The organism is Streptomyces sp. DSM 15324 (assembly GCF_001514285.1).
Taxonomy (GTDB): domain Bacteria; phylum Actinomycetota; class Actinomycetes; order Streptomycetales; family Streptomycetaceae; genus Streptomyces.
This window is the reverse complement of record NZ_KQ949030.1, coordinates 382,224-402,353: the sequence shown is the minus strand read 5'-3', so window position 1 is coordinate 402,353 and position 20,130 is coordinate 382,224. Positions and strand designations below refer to the sequence as shown.

Below are 20,130 nucleotides of genomic sequence, written 5' to 3'. Positions count from 1 at the left end.
CAGGGCTTCACTCAGCTTGGGCCGCGACACGGGCCCGGCAGACCGCAGCCCCTCGGCGCCGGTGTCGTGCCAGGCCCGGCGCCGGCGCTGCACCGAGCGCACACCACCCGTAAGTCCTTGGCGACCTCGGGGTGGGAGGCACCCGCAGCGAATCGCTCCGCGGCCTCCGGCCGGATCCGCTCGCGCAACGCCTGCCGTTCAGGCGTCAGTAGCGGCTGTACCAAGGTTCCCCGCAGCCGGAGCCCCGTGCGCATGCGTGCGTATGACGGCTCTACGTCACGCTACCGAAGCCCTCACCGGCCGAGATCATCCCGTGGCGGCTTTTGGGCTCTCACCTTGGATGCACCCCCTCCCCGGCCTCGGCATCCGAGCCCTCCCGGCGTCGACCGCCGCGTGAGCAGTCGCAGGGCGTCGGCCCCGGCGGGCCCCAGCCGCAGCGGGAGGAACAGCAGCGGGCTCCGGCGACTGGACCGCGGCCGGACGCCGGTTGCGGGGCTGCCGGGTCCGCAGCCACAGCGTGAAGCCGGACGGCTTGTACGTGAGCGCCTCGTCGACATGCAGCCGGTAGTCGCTCGGGGCGGAGACAGCGAACCTTCGCAGGATGAGCGCGAGGGCGAGCCGGGCCTCGGTCAGCGCGAACTGCCGCCCGATGCAGGCACGTTCACCTGTGCCGAAGGGGCGGTAGGCGTACGGGTGGTGCTGGGCCCTGTTCTCGGGCAGCCACCGGTCGATGTCGAACCGGACGCTCTGCTGGTACGCCCGATGCTCCTCGAGTCGCAGCCGTGTGACCAGCGGTATGTGACGGGTGCGGTTCATCACCTGTGTCAGGGTCCGCAACATCGCCTGGAGGAAGGGGCCCGGCTCCTCGCTGCGGAAGGACTCGAACCGGTGCCCGACCCCGCACAGTCCGATGGTGTCCGGAGTCAGCCGGGTCATGCCGTCGGACACGTAGCGCACCCGGTTTGTGTGGGGTTCCGGTCGAACCGAATCGCTACGGCGCCCACGCCCGCAGCGCCGCATCCACCACCGCGTCCACCATGTCGTGACCGAGCCGGGCGCCCACGAGGAACCGCTGATAGACGAGCGGCCCGACGATCGTCATGGCGAACGTCTCGGCCGTCAGGTCGTCTCGCAGGCGCCCACGGGCGACGGCAGCGGTGACGGCAGGGCGCAGGGAGTCGACGATCTGGGTCAGGACAGTCTGACGGAGGCGCTGCATCCCGTCGTCGTACTGTGCCCCGCCCAGTACGGCGGCGAGAACAGCCCCGGCGTGGGCGTCGTCGAGCCGCTCGCCGAGCTGGCGCAGGTAATGGACCAGCTCGGCGCGCGGCTCGGCACCGGACGCCGCCCGCACGTCCTCGGGCGCCGGTGACAGGGGCGGCATGCCTGCCTCCAGAGCCGCCAGACGGAGACCGAGCAGGTCGGCCCAGTGACGGTAGACCGTGGCCCGGCCGACTCCGGCGTGGGCGGCAACCGCCTGGTGCGTGACGGCCTCCAGGCCGCCCTCGGTGAGCAGCGCGGTGGCTGCGGTCACCATGGCCGCGCGGCTGCGCACCTGGCGTGGATCGGCTCGCTGCTCCGGCATGCGGCACCCTTCGTGTGAGCCAAGTTGCCTCACATGCTAGTCGCAGGGTGTCGCGGTCCAAAGGCGTCATGGGCGAGTCCCCGGCTTGCCTCGCGGGCGCGCTTGACCAGGGCGTACGTGTGGCTGGTCTGGCGCACGACCAGGCTCTGAAGGGCGAGTGGGAGCCCTCTGTCGACATCGCCTCAGGCCATGAGCCAGAAGTCGGCGGTGTTATCGGCGTACGCCTCCGGGTGACGTGCGACCAGCACCTCCCCGTCATGGGGTCCGGCGGGTTCGGGTTGGGGGCCATGAGCTACGGGAAGTCGTGGGTGGCCGGCCGGGTGGCCCGGTCGACGCCGTCGCTGATGCGCGGGCCGTCGACGCCGTTGACCAGGAGTGTGTAGAGGGTGTCCACGATGTCGTCGTTGGGCGCACGGCCGCCGCAGGTCGCGTGGGGGCGTCCGGCGAGCAGCGCGGTCCCGATCTCGAAGCAGCTGTCCTCGGCGAACGGCTTGGAGATGTCGACGACAAGGAAGTCGGCCAGAGGAGTTCCGTCAGGGGGTGGGTGCCCTGGTCGTCCGGCGGCCGGACGAGTTCTCCAGACGGTCGAAGAAGGCCAGGTTGGCGTTGAACCGTGCACGGTAGGCCTCGACGTATTCCGGTCGCAGAGCGAAGGCATTCTCCTCGTTGTAGAGGTCTCGGATCTCCAGATCGCTGTTGACGAGGTCGTGGCTCTTGCTCGCCAGGACGACATACTTGATCTCGGGGCGGCCCATGCGTTCCAGCCGGACCGGGCGCCCGCCGGAGGTCACGGTCTCGCCGACGACGCCGAGCAGGGGGCCGCAGTCCAGGCCGAACACCACTTCGGGGTCCACCTCGACGAGGATGCTCAGCACGTTCATCCCTTGGAGGACGTTGTCCGCGCCGGGACGGAAGGCCGGCTTCTGGGTGGCGTCGGCGGCCGGAACGCCCGCGAGGTCGATGAAGAACGGGTCGAGCCGTGGTCCGGCGAAGATCCTCAGCCCTTCGGCCTCGGCGTGCTTGTCGCCGCCGACCAGGAACACGACCTCCTCACCGCTGGACGTCGTGCAGGTGCCGATCTGAAGAGGGTCGTCGCCGCCAGGGAGCCGACCGGGCGTGGCGAAGGTGAAATCGAGGCCGTACTCGGTGTCGCCGACAGTGAACGCGGCGCGAGCTGCCGCCGGGGCGACCGGCCGGACCCGGAAGCGGTAGGTGATCGCGTCGGAGAACAGCGCGGTGGGAGCTGCGGCCGGAAACACATCGAGGACGAGTACCAGGCAGCCGGGGCGGTCGGGGCTGGGAAAGGAGAAGACGTGAGCGACGGCGGACGCGGGGTCGCAGAGGATGCGCGGTCCGGAGAAGTGATCCGCCACCGGGAACTCCTTCGAGTGATGGGTGGGTCGAGGTGCGCAATCTTTGAGACACAATGACTCACAGAGATGCTGTGGGTCAATCTGTCTCATAGTCCTGTGCGTCATGTCGACTGCTGGCGCGTGGTGCGTTGACAAGCCGGCGCGGTGAACTGATGATGTAATCAGTTATGCGGAGATGGTCAGAAGCGGGTTTCGTCCCGCTTGCCCACCACCCTGCAATGGCCTATTTGTGGCGGTATTGAAGCGTTGCCGCCCACGCCCAAGGAGAGGCGCCATGAGCGAGAACGACCTGCACGCGAAGTTCCAGCAGTTCCCCGATGCGGTCCGCGAGAAGGTCGAGACCGCACTGTCGGACGCCAAGATCGCCCTCAAGCTCAAGGCCGCCGAGATCCTCGCCGACAAGGAGGAGCTGGCCGAACACGCCGTCACCACCGCCGGCCGGATCGGCGCCAAGAGCGGGGAGGTGTCCGAGCTGACGACGATCCTGCCGCTGAAGCCGAACGGCGCAGAGCGGCTGCGGAAATTCTTCGGCCTGCTCGGCGGGAACCTGGCCGGCGCCGGTCAGGTCGGCACCCTGCACAACATGCGGTTCGTCTTCCTCGACAACGACACGAAGCTGCTGTTCGCGACCGCCTTCGACGGCGAGTGGGACCCCTACATCGACGACTTCGCCACCAAGATCCCCGAGATGATGGACTTCCTGTTCGCCAACGTCGAGGGCTGGCCCGGCATCACCTCGCCGGACGTGAAGGACTTCATCGTCAAGTACCAGATCCCGGCGGAGGCGTGGTTCGTCGCCCATCCCAACCTCACCGTCGCTGAAGGCCACCGGCTCAAGCGGCAGGAGGCCGCCGTGCAGCGTTTCCTGTCGGACCTCAACTGAGGGCAAGGACACCATGCCTTCCCCGCTGTTCCGGCGGCTGCGCCGCCCGCCCACCCTGGACCTCGACGACATCCAGGCGACCCTGCTGCGGGCCCGGCCCGAGCCCTACTTCGGCACCCACGCGATCCTGGAGATCACCGAACCGGCCGCGGGCAGGGAACTGCTGCGCCGCCTGGCGCCGAGGGTGACCTCAGCGGCGCGCTGGGACGAACCGCAGCCGTCCTGGCTGGCCCTCGCCCTCAGCTACCAGGGGCTGGTCGCACTGGGGCTCCCGAAGACGTCACTGGCCTCGTTCCCGGCCAACTTCCGCGCCGGAATGGCCGCCCGCGCCGAGCGGCTGCGGGACACCGGCGTGAACGCGCCGGACCGCTGGGAGTTCCCCTTCGGCACGCCGCGGGTACATGTCGCCGTCACGGTGTTTGCCGCGAGCGAGGACGACTGGCGGGCCGAAGTCGTGGCGTACGAAAAGGAACTGGGCGAGGTACCGGGCGTACGGCTGCTGTCGCACCAGGACTTCGCGGCCGACGGGTTCAACGTCTTCGGCTACCGGGACGGCTTCAGCCAGCCGGTGGTCGAGGGCAGTGGTGCCGAACCCCTGCGCGGCGACGGACGGCCCATCAAGGCCGGTGAGTTCGTCCTCGGCTACCCGAGCGAGACCGGTGTGCCGCTGCCCGTGCCGGCTCCGGACGTCCTGGGCCGCAACGGCACGTACGTCGTCTTCCGCAAGTACCACTCCCACGTCGCGGCCTTCAACAAATGGCTGCACGACAACGCCTCTACCGAGGCCGAACGCGAGCTGCTGGCCGCGAAGTTGGTCGGCCGCTGGCGCAGCGGCGCCCCTCTCGCCCTCTCGCCCGACCGCGACACCCCCGCCATCGGCGAAGACCCGAACCGGATCAACGACTTCGACTACTCCGCCGACCCGCGCGGACTGCGCACCCCGCTCGGCTCCCACATCCGCCGGATGAACCCGCGCGACACCAAGCTGACGGTCCTCACCGACGTCAACATCCGCCGCATCATCCGGCGCGGCACCTCCTACGGCACCCCGCTCCCCCCGGATCGCCTCAGGGACGACGGCACACCGCGAGGCCTGGACTTCATCGCCCTCGGCGCCCGAGCCATCGACAACGTCGAGTTCCTCCAGAGCGAATGGGTCGGCTCCGGCAACTTCATGGGCCTGGGCAAGGAGAAGGACCCGATGATCTCGCTCCAGGACAAGGGCGCCTACTTCACCGTGCCCGGGACCCCGCCGCGCCGGGTGCAGAACATCCAGTCCTTCAACACCCTCCTCGGCGGCGAGTACTTCTTCCTGCCGAGCTTGTCCGCCATCCGCTGGCTCAGCGGCAACTGACCCCCATCCTGCGCGAAGGCACTGCCCATGACCTCGTACGTCCGCTACAGCCCCGACCTCGAACAACCCTTTCCGAACGAGGACGAACTCGTCCGCCAGGTCGTCGCGGCCATGGGCAAGGCCAACCAGCAGGTCGCCGACAAACACCGTCACGGCCTGCGCGACGCCCACGCCAAGAGCCACGGCGTCCTCGCCGGTGAGCTGCGCATCCAGCCCGACCTGCCCGCCCACCTCGCCCAGGGTCTCTTCGCCGCAGCGGCCACCTACCCGGTGATCGTCCGCTTCTCCTCCGCCCCCGGCGACCTACGCTCCGACCAGGTACCCGTCCAGCGCGGCCTCGCGATGAAGGTGATCGGCGCCCCCGGGCCCCGCGCCCTCGACGACAGCTTCACCACCCAGGACTTCCTCCTCGTCAACCACCCCACCCTGCCCTTCGGCAACATCGCCGAATACGCCAGACTCCAGGACCTCCTGGAGAAACAGCCCCGCCAGAGCGACCAGCAGCTCCAGCTCACCGGCGCGGCCGCCCGAGTGGCCGCCAAGGCCCTCACGCGCGTCGGACGTCCGCTTCCGCCCGCCGTCGAGACCCTGGCGGCCGCCAACGACCACATCCTCGGCGAGACCTTCCACTCCATGGCCGCGCTGCGCTACGGCGACCATGTGGCGAAGATGTCCGCCGCGCCCCGCTCGGCGAACGTCAAGGCCCTCACCGGCAGCCACGTCGACAAAAAGGCCGGCGAGTCCGCCCTGCGCGACCTCGTCATCGACTTCTTCGCACACAACAGCGCCGAGTACGACATCCGCGCCCAGCTGTGCACTGACATCGACCGGATGCCGGTGGAGGACGCCTCGGTCCCGTGGCCCGAGGACCTGTCACCGCACCAGACCGTGGCCGTGCTGCATCTGCCCGCCCAGGACGCCTACAGCGACGCCCGCCGCCGCTACGCCGACGACGTCCTTTCCTTCAGCCCCTGGCACGCCCTGGAGGCCCACCGCCCGCTGGGCTCGATCATGCGCTCCCGCCGCGCCGCATACCCCGCGTCCAGCGACTTCCGGCACCGCTTCAACGGCATCGAGCCGCAGGAGCCGGCCACCATCCAGGAACTGCCCGCCTGACCAGATCCCGACCGACCCCGGATGCGGCCGGGGTCGGTCGGGACTCGCGTGCCAGAATGGAGAAGTCCATTCTCCTGGCTACTTCGAGGTTCCCCTCGTGTCCCAGCCCGTCGGCCGTGTGCCCCAGCGACGCAACGCCCGGTCCAACCGGGCCCGCATCCTCGCCACCGCCCGCCAGGAGCTCGGCCGGAACCCCGACATCACCCAGGAGGAACTCGCCCGCGCCGCTGGCGTTGTACGGCGCACTCTGTTCGGGCACTTCCCCGGGCGGACGGCACTGCTGGACGCGCTGGCCGAGGAGGCCGCGGAGACGCTCCAGGCCGCCGTTGCGATCGGAGCGGGCACAACGGTACCCGCCGATCGGGCGCTCGCACACTTCACGCTGTCGCTGTGGCCCGTGGGCGATCGCTACCGGATGCTCCTGGCGCTGGCCCGACGGGACCTCGGCACGGACCGGGTCGCCGGGATCCTGGAGCCCGCCCGGGTCAGAGCCACGGCCATCGTGGAGCAGGGACAGCGGGACGGTGTCTTCCACTCCCACCTACCGGCCTCGGTGCTGAGCGCCGGTCTTGAAGCGATGACGGTCGCCCTGCTGGAAGAGGTCAACACCGGGGCGCTGGAGGACGACGGCACCCGGGTGGCCGTCACCACGCTCATCGCGGCCGGTGTGCCGGAGAAGCGTGCGCGGATCGTCGTCGACGAGGTGGCCGCCGCCGAGGGGTGAGGTCGCCCCCACAGTTCGAGTGACCCCGGTGCGATGCACCGGGGACTTTCCCTGTCCGCCTCCGCTTCTTTAGTTACCCCTGAATGTGCAACTATCTTCAGGATGAGCCGCAGGCCCGTGGGTCCGCTGAACGCCACCCCGGCCACCCGGGACGGACAGCAAAAAAGGGGACGGTGCCGGGTGTCCCCTCCCGGCACCGTCCCGGGGCTGTGCGCCGCTCAGGCACAGCCCGTCCTGGGGGTGGAGGAGGCCGGAATCGGGGTTCCGGCCTCCGGTGTACGGGGCTCAGGCGCCCACGGTCGCGGTCTGCTCCTCGGTAGCCGGCGCCGCATCTTCCTCACCGTGCTCGGCGGTGTGCTTGCGGCCGGGCAGGACGGCGATGACGATCAGGGTTCCGGCGGCCATGATGATGCCGCCGATGACGCTGGTGTGGGCGATGGCGTGAGCGAAGGACTCGTGGACCGCTCCCAGCAGGGTGTGGGCCTGCTGGGCGCCGCCCTGGGGGTTCTTGGCGACCTGTTCGGCGACCGCGATGCCGCCGCCGACGGAGTCCTTGGCGGTGTCCATGGCCTCGGCCGGGAGGTGGCCGCCCACCAGGTCGGTCAGCTTGTCCTTGTACGACGTGGCGAGCAGCGAGCCGAGGATGGCGATGCCCAGCGAGGCGCCGAGTTCCAGGGCGGTGTCGTTGGCGCCGCCGCCGACGCCCAGCTCCGACTCGGGGAAGGAGCCCATGATGGTGTCGGTGGCCGGGGACAGGCTCAGGCCGATGGCGAAGCCGAGCAGCAGCAGCGGGGTCACGAAGTCGGTGTAGGTGGAGCCGGAGTCGATGCGGCTGAGTAGGAAGACGCCCACGGTGCCGATCGCCATGCCGGTGCCGACCACCAGCTTCACGCCGAGCTTCGGAGCCAGCTTGCCGGTGACGGCGGCGCCGACGAACACGGATCCGGCCAGCGGCAGCAGGCGGATGCCGGTCTCCAGGGCGTTGTAGCCGAGGACGAACTGCAGGAACTGGGTGGAGTAGTAGATCGAACCGAAGGTGCCGAAGAAGAAGAACAGCACAGCCATCATCGAGCCGCTGAAGGGACGCTCGGTGAACTTGCGCACGTCCAGCATGGGGTTGGGGTGCTTCAACTCCCAGGCCACGAAGGCCAGCAGGCCCACGCCGGCAACGACGGCCGCGGTGATCGGGCCGGCGCCCCAGCCGAAGTGCGGGCCCTCGATGGTCGCGTAGACCAGGGAGCCGACCGACACGATCGACAGCAGACCGCCGACGTAGTCGATGCGGCCCATGCCCTCCGCCTTCGACGGCGGCACGAGCAGCAGCGCGCCGACGACGCCGAGGACGGCGATGGGGACGTTCATCAGGAACGTGGAGCCCCAGGCGTGGTTCTCCAACAGCCAGCCGGCGGCCAGCGGACCGGCGGCGATGGCGAGACCGGAGGTCGCGGACCAGGCGGTGATCGCCTTGGCGCGCTCGGCGCGAGGGAACATCGCGACCAGCAGCGACAGTGTGGCCGGCATGACGACGGCGGCACCGACACCCATGATCGCGCGGGCTGTGATGACCAGGTTCGTCTCGTCGACCAGGCCGCCCATCACCGCACCTCCGGCGAAGATCAGCAGGCCGAGGACGAGGGCACCGCGGCGGCTGTACTTGTCGCCGATCGCGCCCAGCACGAGCATCAGGGCGGCGTAGGGGACGGTGTAGCCGTCGATGACCCACTGCAGGTCACTGCTGCTCAGCCCCAGGTCCTTGGTCATGTCGGGGGCGGCCACGATCAGTGATGTGTTCGCCATGACGACGATCAGCAGGCTCAGGCACAGGACCAGCAGGGCCCACCAGCGCCGGTGGTAGGGCTCCGTCATCTTCTCGACGGGTGTGTTCGGAGAGAGCGGCATGATCAGGCTCCTCGGCAGGAGGGGAAGCGGAGGCTTCGGGGGTGCGGAATCGACGGAAGCGGTGCGGGCGCGGCCAAGAGGGGCCCGACGTGAGGGGCAGCTAATTGCCCGCTGATGTGCAGACTAGTTTGTTGCTCGCTGATGTGCAACTATCGAGTCGCCCTCCCCGTCAATCGGAGGTCCGACATGATCCACGCACCCGTGACAGCCGCCTCGGAACACAGCCGAACCCTGCTCGCGCGCGCCCGCATCCTCGAAGCGGCCCGGCAGGAACTCGGCCGCGACCCCGACAGCGGCCTCGGTGACATCGCCGAGGCCGCAGGGGTGGTGCGCCGCACGGTCCATGGCCACTTCAACGGCCGGGCCGCACTGGTGGAGGGGCTGGTGTCTGGCCCGTCGGAGATCGCTACCGCATCCTGCTCCGCCTCGCTCTCCAGGACCTCGGGGCCGATCGGTTCACCGAAGTCCTGGCCCCCGCGCGGGACATGGCGGAGGCGATCACCGGCCGGGGGCAACGGCACGGCGCCTTCCAGGTCGGCGTCCCCCCCGGTCGTCCTGACCCGGGCGCTGGAGGGGCACCTGCTAGGGCTTCTCGACTGCGTGAACAGCGGGGTCCGGAGCGATGACGGCACCGGCGCCGCGGCCGCCGCCCTGATCGCGATGGGCGTGGCCGGAGACAGCGCTGCGGCCTGCGCCCCATGCTTGTCCGGCCCGAGGGCGACGCCGCGTGGGCGTATTTCCAAGCACCACTTGAAGAGGAGAACGATGTATCAGTCCCACCGCGACGAGGAGCCCCGCTCCGGCGACGGCGACGGCGCCGTGTACGTGAGCCCCCCGACCCGGACCGGACGGCGCCTGATCATCGCCGCCGCGTCCCTGCTGGCCCTGCTGGTCGGCGGACTCTCGGCCGACCGGATCGCCGCAGCTCGCGCGGAGAGCCGTACGGCCAAGGCGTTCCAGGACGGCATGGGAACCGCCGATCGGCCGTCGGTGCACGTCAGGGGTTTTCCTGTACTGAACCAACTGGCTGCGGGCAGCCTGGACCATGTCGACTTGACCGCCCACGACATTCCGGCCGACGGCACCACCCGGCCGCTCCCGGTGACGAGGCTGACGGTCGGGATGGACGGGCTGAAGACCTCGGGGAGCGCCGACGAGGCTCACGCGGACGGCGTCACGGCGACCGCGTTCCTGTCGTCCGCGGACGTGTCGAGCGCGCTCGGCGTGCAGGTGTCCCAGGGGGACGAGCCCGGCCGGGTCGACGCGACCGCGAGTCTGCCGCTCGTCGGCGACGTGACCGTGAGCGCGGCCGTCTCGGCGGCCGGCGGCAACCGCATCGCCTTCACGGACGTACGCGCGGAGCGGGGTGAAGTGCTCCCTCCGCTGACAACACTGCTCGACAAGGCCCTGGACGAGCCCATACCACTGCAGAACGTGCCCGGAGGGCTCCGGCTGAGGTCGGTCACCACCACCGAGGACGGAATCGACGCCCGCTTCACAGGCCGCTCGGTCACGTTCCGCCCGGACTCGTCGTCCGCGTGAGGTCAGGCGGCGTCAGGCAAGGGGCGTCGGGCGACCTCGTGGGCGTCGTCCGCGGGCAGGCCCAGCATCCGTAGGACCATCTCGGCGAGGTTGACCGCGGCCTCGTCGCCGTCCACCTCGGGGCGGGCGAACCGCAGCTCCACCAGGGACAGCAGGGTGCCGCCCAGCGCGGACAGGGCGACCACGGGGTCGAGGGTCGTGAAGCGGCCGGAGGCGATGCCGACCTGGAGATCACGCAGGGCGCGTCGGGCCAGTCCGTTGTCCGAGTGGATGTGCCCGAGGCCGCGGCGGCGCAGGACCTGCATCAGCTCCGGGTGGGAGTCGGCCATGCGGGCACTGAGCCGGAAGCCGGCCGCGAGCAGCTCCGCCGGGTCGTCGATCCCCTTCAGGCGCTCGTCGAAAGCCTGCCCGAACTCCTCGAGGGCGTCGACCACTGCCGTCTCGAACAACTCCGCCTTGGAGTCGAAGTGGTTGTAGAAGGAGCCGAAGCCCACGTCCGCGCGCTCGGCGATCGCCTGGATGCTCGCGCTGGTGTCGCCGCTCTCGGCGAGTATCTGCCGGGCCGCTCGCACAAGAGCCCCACGGGTCTCTGCGCGACGTCGCTCGAACCGGTTGCTGGGCAGGGCTGACGTAGACATGCGCAAAGCCTACCCGTCGGGACGATAGGGATCGCAGTCCTGATGGATTCATCATTTCCTGCGGCGGACGTCTTGACGACAGAACTGTCACAGTTGATGATTTCCTCATTACGGCAATGTTGCTCGGAGGGCACGATGTCTGAAACACACGTCGACGGGGACGTCATCACGGCCCACCAGGACCTCCACAGTGAGCAGGGCGCCCTGCGCGGCGAACACCCCGGCCGCTCCCGGAATCCCGTGATCAAGGTGGCGGACCTGGCCTGGCTGGAGTTCGAGAAGCCCGACCTGGACCGTGCGGAGGTCTTCGCCCGCGACTTCGGCTTCGGCGTCGCCGCCCGCACCGCGAGCGAGCTGTGGCTGCGGGGCACCTTCGCTGGCTCGCCCTGCATGGTGATCCGGCGCGGCCGCACGTCCCGCTTCATCGGTCCCGCGTTTCGCGCCGCCGAGCGGGGCGATCTCGACCGGCTGGCCCGCGCCACCGGATCGTCCGTACGGGACTCCGACGTGCCCGGCGGCGGCAAGGTGGTCGACCTGCTCGACCCGTCCGGCTTCCCGGTCCGAGTCGTGCAGTGCGGCGAACGGCTCCCCGCACTGCCGGAACAGCAACCGCTGCTCCTCAATTCCGGCACGGATCACCGTCGCACCAACGCCACCCAGCGGCCGCCGCGCGAGCCGTCCCGCATCCAGCGGCTCGGCCACGTGGTGCTGGAGACGCGGGTGTTCGGCCGGGCCCTGGACTGGTACCTGGACACCCTCGGGATGATCGTGTCCGACTTCCTGTTCCTGGACGGGCAGCGCGGGCGCGGGCCGACGATGGCGTTCATCCGCTGCGACCTGGGCGGTGTGCCGGCCGACCACCACACCCTCGCGATGCACCTGGGGCCGGGGACGGGGTACGTCCACTCCGCCTACCAGGTCACCGACCTCGACTCCATCGCCGCCGGCGGGGAATACCTCAAGGAGCGCGGATACAAGCGCAGTTGGGGCATCGGCCGGCACATCCAGGGCAGCCAGCTCTTCGACTACTGGCGCGACCCCGACCACTTCATGCTGGAGCACTTCGCCGACGGCGACCTGTTCTCCTGCGACGTGGAACCCGGCTGGGCGCCGATGTCGACCAGCGGCCTCGCCCAGTGGGGCCCGCCGGCCACCCGCGACTTCCTCGGCGCGAGCCCCTCCCCGCAGCGGGTCCGCGATGTCATCGAGGCCCTGCGCGGCGACAACGAGATGGACCCGGCACGACTGTTCGGCCTGCTCAAGGCCGCCAACTCCTGACCCCCGCAAGCGAATCCCCCTCACAAAGGCACTGACATGAGCACCAATGTCCTGCGCACCGCTGACGGCTGGTGGGTCGTCCTCGGCGAACGCGCCGTCCCGGTCGACACCAAGGCCGCCACCACCGCCGAACTGCTCGCCGACCGCGACGTCGTCCGAGAGGCGGCCCTCTCAGGTGAGGCGGGCACACCCGTCGCCGACCTGGCCGCCCTCTCGCCGGTCACCACCCCCTGCCGGGTGGTCGCCCAGATGGTCAACTACCGCAGCCATGCCCGAGATTCGGGTTTCAAGGGCGACATCCCGCCCGCGTTCTTCCGCAAGGCGTCCGGCTCGGTCAGCGGCCCCGGCGACGCCGTCGTCCGCCCCTCCCACGTGAAGTTCCTCGACTACGAGATCGAACTCGGGCTCGTCATGGGCGCGCCCCTGCCCGTCGGCACCGTGGTCGAGGAGCGGGACCTGCCGTCGTACGTCGCCGGACTGGTGATCACCAACGATGTCAGCGCCCGTGAGGTGCAGCTGACCAAGACGCAGTTCTACGAGAGCAAGTCGTACCCCACCTTCACGCCGACCGGTCCGTACCTGTCGTTGCTGGAGCCGGAGGACTTCGCCCATCTCCTGGACCTGCGGCTGAAGTTGAGTGTCAACGGCGAGCTGCGCCAGGACCGCACCCTCGCCGACATGATCGTCCGCCCGGCCCAGGCGCTCACCCTGCTGGCCCGTTTCCAGACCCTGGACGCCGGCGACCTGCTGCTCACCGGCACCCCCGGCGGCACGGCCCTGAAGGCCCCGCCGAAGGCCGTCGAGAAGATCGGCGCGCTGCTGCCGCCCGCCGTGAAATGGAAGGCCTTCTTCAAGAGCCAGGCGAGGAACCCGCACTACCTGAACCCGGGCGACGTGATCACGGCGACGATCGCGACCCCCGACGGCCGTATCGACCTCGGCGAGCAGCGCACGCCCGTCGCGGCCGCGAACTGATACCCGAGGTGAGCCGCACATGACCGTCGATGAAGCCGCACGTGTGCCCGTCGTGATCGTCGGGGCCGGGCCGGTGGGTGTGACCGCCGCCCTTCTCCTGGCCCGGCGCGGAGTCCGCAGTGTCGTCCTCGAACGCCACCGGGACGTCTACCCGTTGCCGCGCGCCGTCGCAGCCGACGACGAGATCCACCGCATCCTTCAGGCTGCGGGCGTCGGTGAGGAGTTCACCGCGATCGCCCGCCCGGCGAAGGGGCTGCGGCTGCTGGACGCCCGGCACCGGGTGATGGCCGAGTTCCGGCGCACCGAGCACGGCCACCACGGCTATCCGCAGACCAGCATGTTCGACCAACCCGAGCTGGAACGCGTACTGCGAGACGCCCTGGCCCGGCGCCCCGAGTGCGAACTGCGCGGTGGCGTGGAGGTCACCGGCGTCGGTCCGGCCTCCACCGGCCCTGTCCGTGTCACCTACCGCGACGACACCGGCTATCACGAGCTGTGGGCCGACGCGGTCCTCGGCTGCGACGGCGCGGGCAGCCGCACCCGCGAAGCCATCGGCGGCGCCTGGGAGGACCTGCGCTTCGAGGAAAGCTGGAAGGTCATCGACGTCGACACGACGGGCGCCGTCCGCTGCTGGGAAGGCGTCGACCAGATCTGCGACCCGGCCCGGCCTGCCACCTTCATGCGCGTGAGCGAGAACCGCTACCGCTGGGAGTTCCGGCTCGGGGAGGGACAAGAGACGGTCCGCGAGCTGGTCGCCCCGTGGCTGACACCCTCGTACGACGGGGACTTCGAGGTGGTCCGCGAGACGCAGTACACCTTCCGGGCCCGCGTCGCCGACCGCTGGCGCAGCGGACGGGTCTTCCTGCTCGGCGACGCCGCCCACCTCACCCCGCCGTTCATCGGACAGGGCCTGTGCTCGGGGCTCCGGGACGCCTACAACCTCACCTGGAAACTCGCCCGTGTCCTCCAGCAGGGCGGCGACGAACGGCTGTTGGACACCTACGAGGGCGAACGCAGGCCGCATGCACGGCATGTGGTCCGCCTCGCGGTCGCCATGGGCTGGGCCATGACCGGCGGCCAGGACCGCGCCGCCGCGATCCGCCGCCGAGCGCTTGCCGCGGCCTGCCGCATACCCGGCCTGACCGAGCTGGCCGGCCGCGACCTCAGCCCGCCCCTGACCGCCGGACCGCTCGTGCGGCGCGGGGTCCGCCGACGCCTGGCGGGCACACACTGCCCCCAGCCATGGGTGAGCGTCGGTGGACGGCACACCCGGCTCGACGAGGCGCTCGGCGACTCCTTCGCCGTACTGACCGCCACCGAGCCCGGCCCTTCCCTGACCGCGCTTGCCCACAGTCTCGGCGTTTCCGCCGTCCCGGTGGCCGACCTCGGCGACGACGGCACCCTCGCCGCCTGGCTGCGTGCCGGACGCGCAGACGCGGTTCTGCTGAGGCCCGACCGGGTCGTCATGGACATCGTCCCGGCAGGCGGCCGCGACTTCACGTCGACCGCCGCCTGGGCAACCCTCCTGCACACCACACGAAGCCCTGTCCCTTCCGAACGGACGGCCCCGAAAAGCCTGTTGAGGAGTACGACGCGATGAGCACGCCCTTCTTCACACCCGATCCGGAGACGGCGGCCGCCAGTCGCATCGCGGACTTCGCCCGGCGTCAGGGCATCGCTCCCGACGACTACGCCGCCCTGCACCGCTGGTCGGTCACCGACCTGGAGGGCTTCTGGGGCGCGGTGTGGGAGTACTTCGACATCGACGCCGACACCCCCTACGAGCAGGTGCTGGCCGAGGAGCGGATGCCGGGCGCCCGCTGGTTCCCCGGCGCCACCCTCAATTACGCCCACCATGCCCTGCGTAACCTGGCCGACGACGACGTGGCGATCACTGCCCTCGACGAGACCGGTGCCGGATACGAGGTGACCGGCGCCCGGCTGCGTGCCCTGGTGGCGTCCGTGGCCGCCACCCTGCGCGAGCTCGGCGTCGGCAAGGGCGACCGGGTCGTCGGCTATCTGCCCAACACCCCGCACGCCATCGTCACGTTCCTCGCCGCCGCGAGCCTGGGCGCCGTGTGGTCGGTGTGCGGTCAGGACTACGCCCCCAAGGCCGCCGCCGACCGCTTCGCCCAGCTCGAACCCACCGTGCTGATCGCCGCCGACGGCTACCTGTTCAACGGCACCACCCACGACCGCCGCGAAGCCGTCCTCGAACTCGCCCACGCCCTCCCCACCTTGAAGGCGACCCTGCTGGTGGACCACATGGGCCTGCCCTGGTCGTCGCAGGCGTACCCGTCGCTGGTGGTCCCCTGGGAGGATGCCGCCACCCGTACCGAGGCACTCGCCCGTGTACCGGTCCCGTTCGACCATCCGCTGTGGGTCGTGTTCTCCTCCGGCACCACCGGCCTGCCCAAGGGCATCGTCCACGGCCACGGCGGCGTGCTCCTGGAGCATCTCAAAACCCTGGGGCTGCACTCGGACTTGGGGCCCGGCGACCGTCTCCTCTGGTTCACCACCACCCACTGGATGATGTGGAACCTGGTCGCCTCCACCCTCCTCACCGGCGCCACTACCTGCACCTACGACGGCAGCCCGGCCCCCTTCGCCAAGCCCGACCGCCTATGGGAACTGGCCGCCCGCCACCGGGTCACCGTCTTCGGCACCAGCCCCCAATACCTGCTGGGCATGGCCAAGTTCGGCATCGACCCGTCCGTCTACGACCTCTCCTCGATCCGCGTCGTCGGCTGCACGGGCTCGGCCCTGCCCGCCTCCGCCTACCCCTGGGTCCGCGAGCACGTCGGCGACCACATTCTCCTGGCCTCCATCAGCGGCGGCACCGACATAGTCTCCGGCTTCGCGGGCAGCGCCCCCAACACTCCGGTCTGGGCGGGGGAGTTGTCCGCGCCACACCTGGGCGTGGCGCTGGCTGCGTACGACGCCGAGGGCTTCCCCGTCATCGACCAGGTCGGCGAACTGGTCGTCACCCGCCCCATGCCCTCGATGCCGCTGTACTTCTGGAACGACCCGGAGGGCACCCGCTACCGCGACGCCTACTTCTCGGCATACCCCGGAGTGTGGCGACACGGCGACTGGATCACGGTCACGGGGCACGGCTCGGTGATCATCCACGGCCGATCCGACTCGACGCTCAACCGCAACGGTGTACGGCTCGGCAGCGCCGACATCCATGACGTCGTCGAACGTCTCCCCGAGATCGCCGAGGCCCTGGTCATCGGCGCGGAGGAGCCGGACGGCGGCTACTGGATGCCGCTGTTCGTGGTCCCGGCGGCCGGGGTGACCCTGGACGACACCCTGCGCGACAAGATCTGCGACGCCGTCCGCACCGGCGCCTCACCCCGCCACGTACCCGACGAGATCCTCGAAGTGCCGGGCATCCCGCACACCCGCACCGGCAAGAAGCTGGAGGTCCCGATCAAGCGACTGCTCCAGGGCGCCGCAGTGGAGCAGGTCGTCAATCCGGCCACTGTGGACAGCCCCGAACTCATCGACCACTACGCCCGGTTGGGCAAGGAGCGCCGTAAGGGCAGGTCCGCCTCATGACCACCGTGCTCGCCGTCGCCCTGTCCCTGGTCTTCCTTCCGCTGGGGCTGGCGAAGCTGGCCGCGGCGCCGTTCATGCGCCAGGCGGCGGCCCATCTCGGCATGTCGGTACGGCTCTATCGCGTCGTCGGCGCGCTGGAGGTGGCCGGGGTTGCCGGTCTGCTGACGGGGCTGACCTGGATGCCGCTGGGCGTGGCCGCCGCGACAGGCCTCGCCCTGCTGATGGCCGCGGCGGCAGTGGTCCACCTGCGCCACGGCGACCCGCCGGTCCGGGCCGTCCCGGCCGCCGTACTGGCCCTCATCGCTGTGACGCACGCGGCGGCGGCCATCGGCTGACGGGTGTCCCGTGCGAGCGGGTCACCATCGCACACCGGCCTCCCCTTTCCCCCTGGGGGCCGAGGTGGCCCGCGCCGGTGTCCGGGGCCTGCGAGACGCTGGTCCCCGCCCGGCGCTGGAGGGCATTCCGGTCTCAACGGCGACGCCTGCGGCCGCTCCTGCGTCCGCTCGCGCAGCTCGGCGGCCACGGGGCCTGGGCACGCCCCGCGGGACGGCGGCGATCGCCGGCAGTCACACCGGGGACGCCTGTCTATGAACACAGCGTCCCGGCCGTCTCGATGAACAGTTCCGCGATGGCCTTGGCTGACGGTGTCGGTGGATTGTCGCGCAGCCGGGTGAGCAGGATGCGGCGAACCGGGGCCGCGGGGCCCAGATCGATGGTGGTGACGTCATCCCGCAGGCCGGCCAGGGCGAACCTGGGGGCGAGCGTGATGCCCAGGCCGACCGCCGCCATGGCCTGGGCCTCCTGGTAGTCGTGTGCCCGGTAGGCGATCTTCGGCTCGAAGCCGGCGGCACGGCAGCTACGGGTGAGCAGCTCGGCGACCGGGTGATCGCCCCGGACGATCCAGTTCTCCTCGGCCAGCTCATCAAAACCGGCGGAGTGCCGGGCGGCGAGCGGGTGGCTGGTGGCGACGACCAGGCAGGTGTGGTCGTCCAGCAGATGGATGACATCGAGGTTGGTCTCGTCCAGGCGCCGCCACGGGTAGTCCCACATCAAGGACAGCTCGATCTCCCGGCTCTCCAGGATGTCCATCAGGCCGGCGTTGCGGGCGCTGTGCACGGCCAGCTCAACCTGCGGGTACCGGGTGCGAAAGGCGCGCACGACGCGGGGCAGCAGGGATGCGGCGATGGTGGGGAAGGTACCGATGTGCAAGGTCCCGCTGTGCAGGCCCGCGATGTCATCGAGGGATCGGCGTGCGGCCCGCAACTGGCGATCGATCCGTGCAGCATGCTCGACCAGAGTGCGGCCGGCCTCGGTGAGCGTGACGCCCCGGGGGTGCCGCACGATCAGCGGCTGCCCGGCCTCCGCTTCCAGCCTGCTGATCTGCTGGGACACCGCCGAGGGCGTATAGCTCAGGGCGATCGAGGCCGCCGTGATGGAGCCCCGGCGAGCCACCTCGGCCAGCACCAGCATGCGGCGTACGTCGAAGCTCATCCTCACCGCCTTAAGTATTCATGAAAGCACCCTCAATTTCTTTCGATTGTACTGATGGCACTGCTGGCGCATCGTCGTGTTGACCTGCAGGCGGGCCGCGCAGCCTTCGCCCCGCTCACCAGGCCCTGGTGAAAGACATCCACGCTGCGGTCGCGTACGCAGCCCCGAACCCATGGGAGTACACATGAGCGAGCAGTGGGACGTCGTCGTGGTCGGCGGCGGGAACGCCGGCTTCAGCGCGGCTCAGTCCGCCCGACAGCAGGGAGCACGGGTGCTGCTGCTGGAGAAGGCCCCCCGCCCATGGGCCGGAGGCAACTCCTACTTCACAGCCGGGGCGATGCGCACCAGCCACGGCGGGCTCACCGACCTCACCTCGCTGGTCGAGCCGCTTCCCGCGGACCGCGCAGGACGCGTCGACCTCGCCCCCTACACCGACGACGACTTCCTCGCCGACCTGTCCCGGGTAACCCAGGGAAGGACCGACCCCGAACTCGCCGGGATCCTGGTCGGTGAATCCCGCGAGACGATGACCTGGCTGCGCAGCCTCGGCCTGCGATTCGAGCTCATGTTCCACCGCCAGGCTTACCAGGTGGACGGGCGCTACCGGTTCTGGGGCGGACTGGCCGTCGGCGTGGTCGGCGGGGGCAAAGGAATGATCGACCAGCACCTTGCCGCCGCCGATCGCAGCGGCATCGACATCCGCTTCGACAGCCCCGTCAGCGGCCTGGCCACCGGACCCGACGGCTCCGTCCGCGGCGTGATGCTCGCCGACGGGCAGCGCATCCAGGCCGACGGCGTGGTACTCACCAGCGGCGGCTTCGAGGCCAACCCGCAGATGCGGGCCGCCTACCTGGGCGCGGGCTGGGACCTGGCCCTGGTGCGCGGAACCCCGTACAACACCGGCGACGGCATCCGCATGGCCCTGGCGGCCGGCGCGCAACCCTACGGCCACTGGAGCGGCTGCCACGCGGTGGCCTGGGACAGCCAGGCACGAGCGACCGGCGACCGGGAGCTGACCAACCAACTCACTCGCGGCGGCTACCCGTTCGGCATCGTAGTCAACACCGAGGGCCGCCGGTTCGTCGACGAGGGAGCGGACTTCCGCAACTACACCTACGCCAAGTACGGTGCCGAGATCCTCAAGCAACCGGCAGGCGTCGCCTACCAGCTCTTCGACGCGACGTCCGCGCCGCTGCTGCGCCCCGAGGAGTACGCCTCGGCGGGCATCACCAGGGTGGAGTCCGCCACCGTGGAGGGCCTGGCCAAGCAACTCGGCATGGACGAGGGCCGGCTGGCGGAGACGGTTGAGCGGTTCAACGCCGCCGTTGTCCCCGGTCGCTTCGACCCGACGGTCAAGGACGGCTGCCGGACCGAGGGCATCACTCCTCCCAAGTCCAACTGGGCCCAGCCGCTGACCACTCCTCCGTACGTCGCCTTCCCGGTGACCTGCGGCATCACCTTCACCTTCGGCGGGCTGCGGATCGACGCCGACGCGCGCGTGCTGGACCTGAGCGGTCGCCCCGTCCCTGGGCTGTACGCGGCCGGCGAACTCGTCGGCGGGCTCTTCTGGTTCAACTACCCCGGTGGCTCCGGCCTCACCGCCGGTTCGGTGCTCGGCAGGCGCGCCGGGCGCTCAGCAGCCGCCGACACGTGTTGAGGGCGACACCGCAACGGGTTGGATCACACGCGTGTGAAGACTGTCACGTGG

General features: G+C 70.3%; 17 protein-coding genes and 2 pseudogenes. 12 read left to right on the top strand and 7 right to left on the bottom strand.

What is annotated here, in order from left to right:
* From AQJ58_RS46015 to AQJ58_RS25870, 4 genes and pseudogenes are all read right to left on the bottom strand, one after another.
* Positions 1 to 254: pseudogene (locus tag AQJ58_RS46015) on the bottom strand (helix-turn-helix domain-containing protein); the annotation flags it as partial.
* 52 nt (positions 255 to 306) lie between these two features.
* Positions 307 to 957: a cytochrome P450 gene (locus AQJ58_RS25880; protein WP_067254087.1), complete on the bottom strand. Its 651-nt coding sequence runs from the start codon at positions 955 to 957 to the stop codon at positions 307 to 309.
* 34 nt (positions 958 to 991) lie between these two features.
* Positions 992 to 1,585 carry a TetR/AcrR family transcriptional regulator gene (locus AQJ58_RS25875; protein ID WP_067254084.1) on the bottom strand — a complete coding sequence of 198 codons (594 nt, stop codon included), beginning with the start codon at positions 1,583 to 1,585 and terminating at the stop codon, positions 992 to 994.
* Between the two features lie 533 nt (positions 1,586 to 2,118).
* Entirely contained in the window at positions 2,119 to 2,958 is an 840-nt protein-coding gene (locus AQJ58_RS25870; RefSeq protein ID WP_067254081.1) for a DUF4331 family protein, read from the bottom strand.
* Between the two features lie 274 nt (positions 2,959 to 3,232).
* Here AQJ58_RS25870 and AQJ58_RS25865 point away from each other — a divergent pair, with 274 nt between their 5' ends.
* The 4 genes from AQJ58_RS25865 to AQJ58_RS25850 all read left to right on the top strand — a co-directional run bounded on the left by AQJ58_RS25865 (position 3,233) and on the right by AQJ58_RS25850 (position 7,035).
* On the top strand, positions 3,233 to 3,841 hold the full coding sequence (locus AQJ58_RS25865) for a hypothetical protein (RefSeq protein WP_067254078.1): 609 nt from the start codon (positions 3,233 to 3,235) through the stop codon (positions 3,839 to 3,841).
* Positions 3,842 to 3,854: 13 nt separating this feature from the next.
* Entirely contained in the window at positions 3,855 to 5,195 is a 1,341-nt protein-coding gene (locus tag AQJ58_RS25860; protein WP_067254075.1) for a Dyp-type peroxidase, read from the top strand.
* A gap of 27 nt (positions 5,196 to 5,222) precedes the next feature.
* Complete coding sequence (locus AQJ58_RS25855) at positions 5,223 to 6,311, top strand: catalase family protein (RefSeq protein WP_067254074.1); 1,089 nt, start codon at positions 5,223 to 5,225, stop codon at positions 6,309 to 6,311.
* Positions 6,312 to 6,408: 97 nt separating this feature from the next.
* Positions 6,409 to 7,035: a TetR/AcrR family transcriptional regulator gene (locus tag AQJ58_RS25850; RefSeq protein ID WP_067254071.1), complete on the top strand. Its 627-nt coding sequence runs from the start codon at positions 6,409 to 6,411 to the stop codon at positions 7,033 to 7,035.
* Between the two features lie 285 nt (positions 7,036 to 7,320).
* Here AQJ58_RS25850 and AQJ58_RS25845 read toward each other — a convergent pair whose 3' ends face one another.
* Positions 7,321 to 8,934 (bottom strand): MFS transporter, encoded by a 1,614-nt coding sequence (locus tag AQJ58_RS25845; RefSeq protein ID WP_067254069.1) that lies wholly within the window; start codon positions 8,932 to 8,934, stop codon positions 7,321 to 7,323.
* Between the two features lie 114 nt (positions 8,935 to 9,048).
* Here AQJ58_RS25845 and AQJ58_RS45720 point away from each other — a divergent pair.
* A pseudogene (locus tag AQJ58_RS45720) lies at positions 9,049 to 9,252 on the top strand (TetR/AcrR family transcriptional regulator); the annotation flags it as partial.
* A gap of 447 nt (positions 9,253 to 9,699) precedes the next feature.
* Complete coding sequence (locus AQJ58_RS25840; protein ID WP_067254066.1) at positions 9,700 to 10,476, top strand: LmeA family phospholipid-binding protein; 777 nt, start codon at positions 9,700 to 9,702, stop codon at positions 10,474 to 10,476.
* A 2-nt stretch (positions 10,477 to 10,478) separates the two neighbouring features.
* Here AQJ58_RS25840 and AQJ58_RS25835 read toward each other — a convergent pair whose 3' ends face one another.
* A complete protein-coding gene (locus tag AQJ58_RS25835; RefSeq protein ID WP_199844678.1) occupies positions 10,479 to 11,114 on the bottom strand; it encodes a TetR/AcrR family transcriptional regulator in 636 nt (211 codons plus the stop codon).
* Positions 11,115 to 11,249: 135 nt separating this feature from the next.
* Between AQJ58_RS25835 and AQJ58_RS25830 the strand changes: the two genes are divergently transcribed.
* From AQJ58_RS25830 to AQJ58_RS25810, 5 genes are read left to right on the top strand one after another with little or no spacing between them, the layout of a single operon-like run.
* Positions 11,250 to 12,392 carry a VOC family protein gene (locus AQJ58_RS25830; RefSeq protein WP_067254062.1) on the top strand — a complete coding sequence of 381 codons (1,143 nt, stop codon included), beginning with the start codon at positions 11,250 to 11,252 and terminating at the stop codon, positions 12,390 to 12,392.
* Between the two features lie 36 nt (positions 12,393 to 12,428).
* Positions 12,429 to 13,367, top strand: coding sequence for a fumarylacetoacetate hydrolase family protein (locus AQJ58_RS25825; RefSeq protein ID WP_067254059.1), 939 nt, complete (start codon positions 12,429 to 12,431; stop codon positions 13,365 to 13,367).
* Between the two features lie 19 nt (positions 13,368 to 13,386).
* The gene (locus tag AQJ58_RS25820) at positions 13,387 to 14,967 is read left to right on the top strand and encodes a bifunctional 3-(3-hydroxy-phenyl)propionate/3-hydroxycinnamic acid hydroxylase MhpA (protein WP_067254057.1); all 1,581 of its coding nucleotides are present in this window, start codon (positions 13,387 to 13,389) and stop codon (positions 14,965 to 14,967) included.
* Positions 14,964 to 16,931, top strand: coding sequence for an acetoacetate--CoA ligase (locus AQJ58_RS25815; protein WP_067254054.1), 1,968 nt, complete (start codon positions 14,964 to 14,966; stop codon positions 16,929 to 16,931). The genes AQJ58_RS25820 and AQJ58_RS25815 overlap by 4 nt, the downstream gene beginning before the upstream one ends.
* Positions 16,928 to 17,266, top strand: coding sequence for a DoxX family protein (locus AQJ58_RS25810; RefSeq protein ID WP_067254052.1), 339 nt, complete (start codon positions 16,928 to 16,930; stop codon positions 17,264 to 17,266). The genes AQJ58_RS25815 and AQJ58_RS25810 overlap by 4 nt, the downstream gene beginning before the upstream one ends.
* 250 nt (positions 17,267 to 17,516) lie before the next feature.
* Here AQJ58_RS25810 and AQJ58_RS25805 read toward each other — a convergent pair whose 3' ends face one another.
* Positions 17,517 to 18,422 carry a LysR family transcriptional regulator gene (locus AQJ58_RS25805; protein ID WP_067254051.1) on the bottom strand — a complete coding sequence of 302 codons (906 nt, stop codon included), beginning with the start codon at positions 18,420 to 18,422 and terminating at the stop codon, positions 17,517 to 17,519.
* Positions 18,423 to 18,606: 184 nt separating this feature from the next.
* Between AQJ58_RS25805 and tcuA the strand changes: the two genes are divergently transcribed.
* Complete coding sequence (gene tcuA / locus AQJ58_RS25800) at positions 18,607 to 20,079, top strand: FAD-dependent tricarballylate dehydrogenase TcuA (protein ID WP_067254048.1); 1,473 nt, start codon at positions 18,607 to 18,609, stop codon at positions 20,077 to 20,079.
* Positions 20,080 to 20,130: the final 51 nt, after the last annotated feature.

Coding starts and splice junctions, on each gene's coding strand:
- AQJ58_RS25865 (WP_067254078.1), top strand. CDS start 3,233: ATGAGCGAGAACGACCTGCACGCGAAGTTCCAGCAGTTCCCCGATGCG.
- AQJ58_RS25855 (WP_067254074.1), top strand. CDS start 5,223: ATGACCTCGTACGTCCGCTACAGCCCCGACCTCGAACAACCCTTTCCG.
- AQJ58_RS25875 (WP_067254084.1), bottom strand. CDS start 1,585: ATGCCGGAGCAGCGAGCCGATCCACGCCAGGTGCGCAGCCGCGCGGCC.
- AQJ58_RS25825 (WP_067254059.1), top strand. CDS start 12,429: ATGAGCACCAATGTCCTGCGCACCGCTGACGGCTGGTGGGTCGTCCTC.
- AQJ58_RS25830 (WP_067254062.1), top strand. CDS start 11,250: ATGTCTGAAACACACGTCGACGGGGACGTCATCACGGCCCACCAGGAC.
- AQJ58_RS25860 (WP_067254075.1), top strand. CDS start 3,855: ATGCCTTCCCCGCTGTTCCGGCGGCTGCGCCGCCCGCCCACCCTGGAC.
- AQJ58_RS25815 (WP_067254054.1), top strand. CDS start 14,964: ATGAGCACGCCCTTCTTCACACCCGATCCGGAGACGGCGGCCGCCAGT.
- AQJ58_RS25805 (WP_067254051.1), bottom strand. CDS start 18,422: ATGAGCTTCGACGTACGCCGCATGCTGGTGCTGGCCGAGGTGGCTCGC.
- AQJ58_RS25840 (WP_067254066.1), top strand. CDS start 9,700: ATGTATCAGTCCCACCGCGACGAGGAGCCCCGCTCCGGCGACGGCGAC.
- AQJ58_RS25820 (WP_067254057.1), top strand. CDS start 13,387: ATGACCGTCGATGAAGCCGCACGTGTGCCCGTCGTGATCGTCGGGGCC.
- tcuA (WP_067254048.1), top strand. CDS start 18,607: ATGAGCGAGCAGTGGGACGTCGTCGTGGTCGGCGGCGGGAACGCCGGC.
- AQJ58_RS25845 (WP_067254069.1), bottom strand. CDS start 8,934: ATGCCGCTCTCTCCGAACACACCCGTCGAGAAGATGACGGAGCCCTAC.
- AQJ58_RS25810 (WP_067254052.1), top strand. CDS start 16,928: ATGACCACCGTGCTCGCCGTCGCCCTGTCCCTGGTCTTCCTTCCGCTG.
- AQJ58_RS25835 (WP_199844678.1), bottom strand. CDS start 11,114: ATGTCTACGTCAGCCCTGCCCAGCAACCGGTTCGAGCGACGTCGCGCA.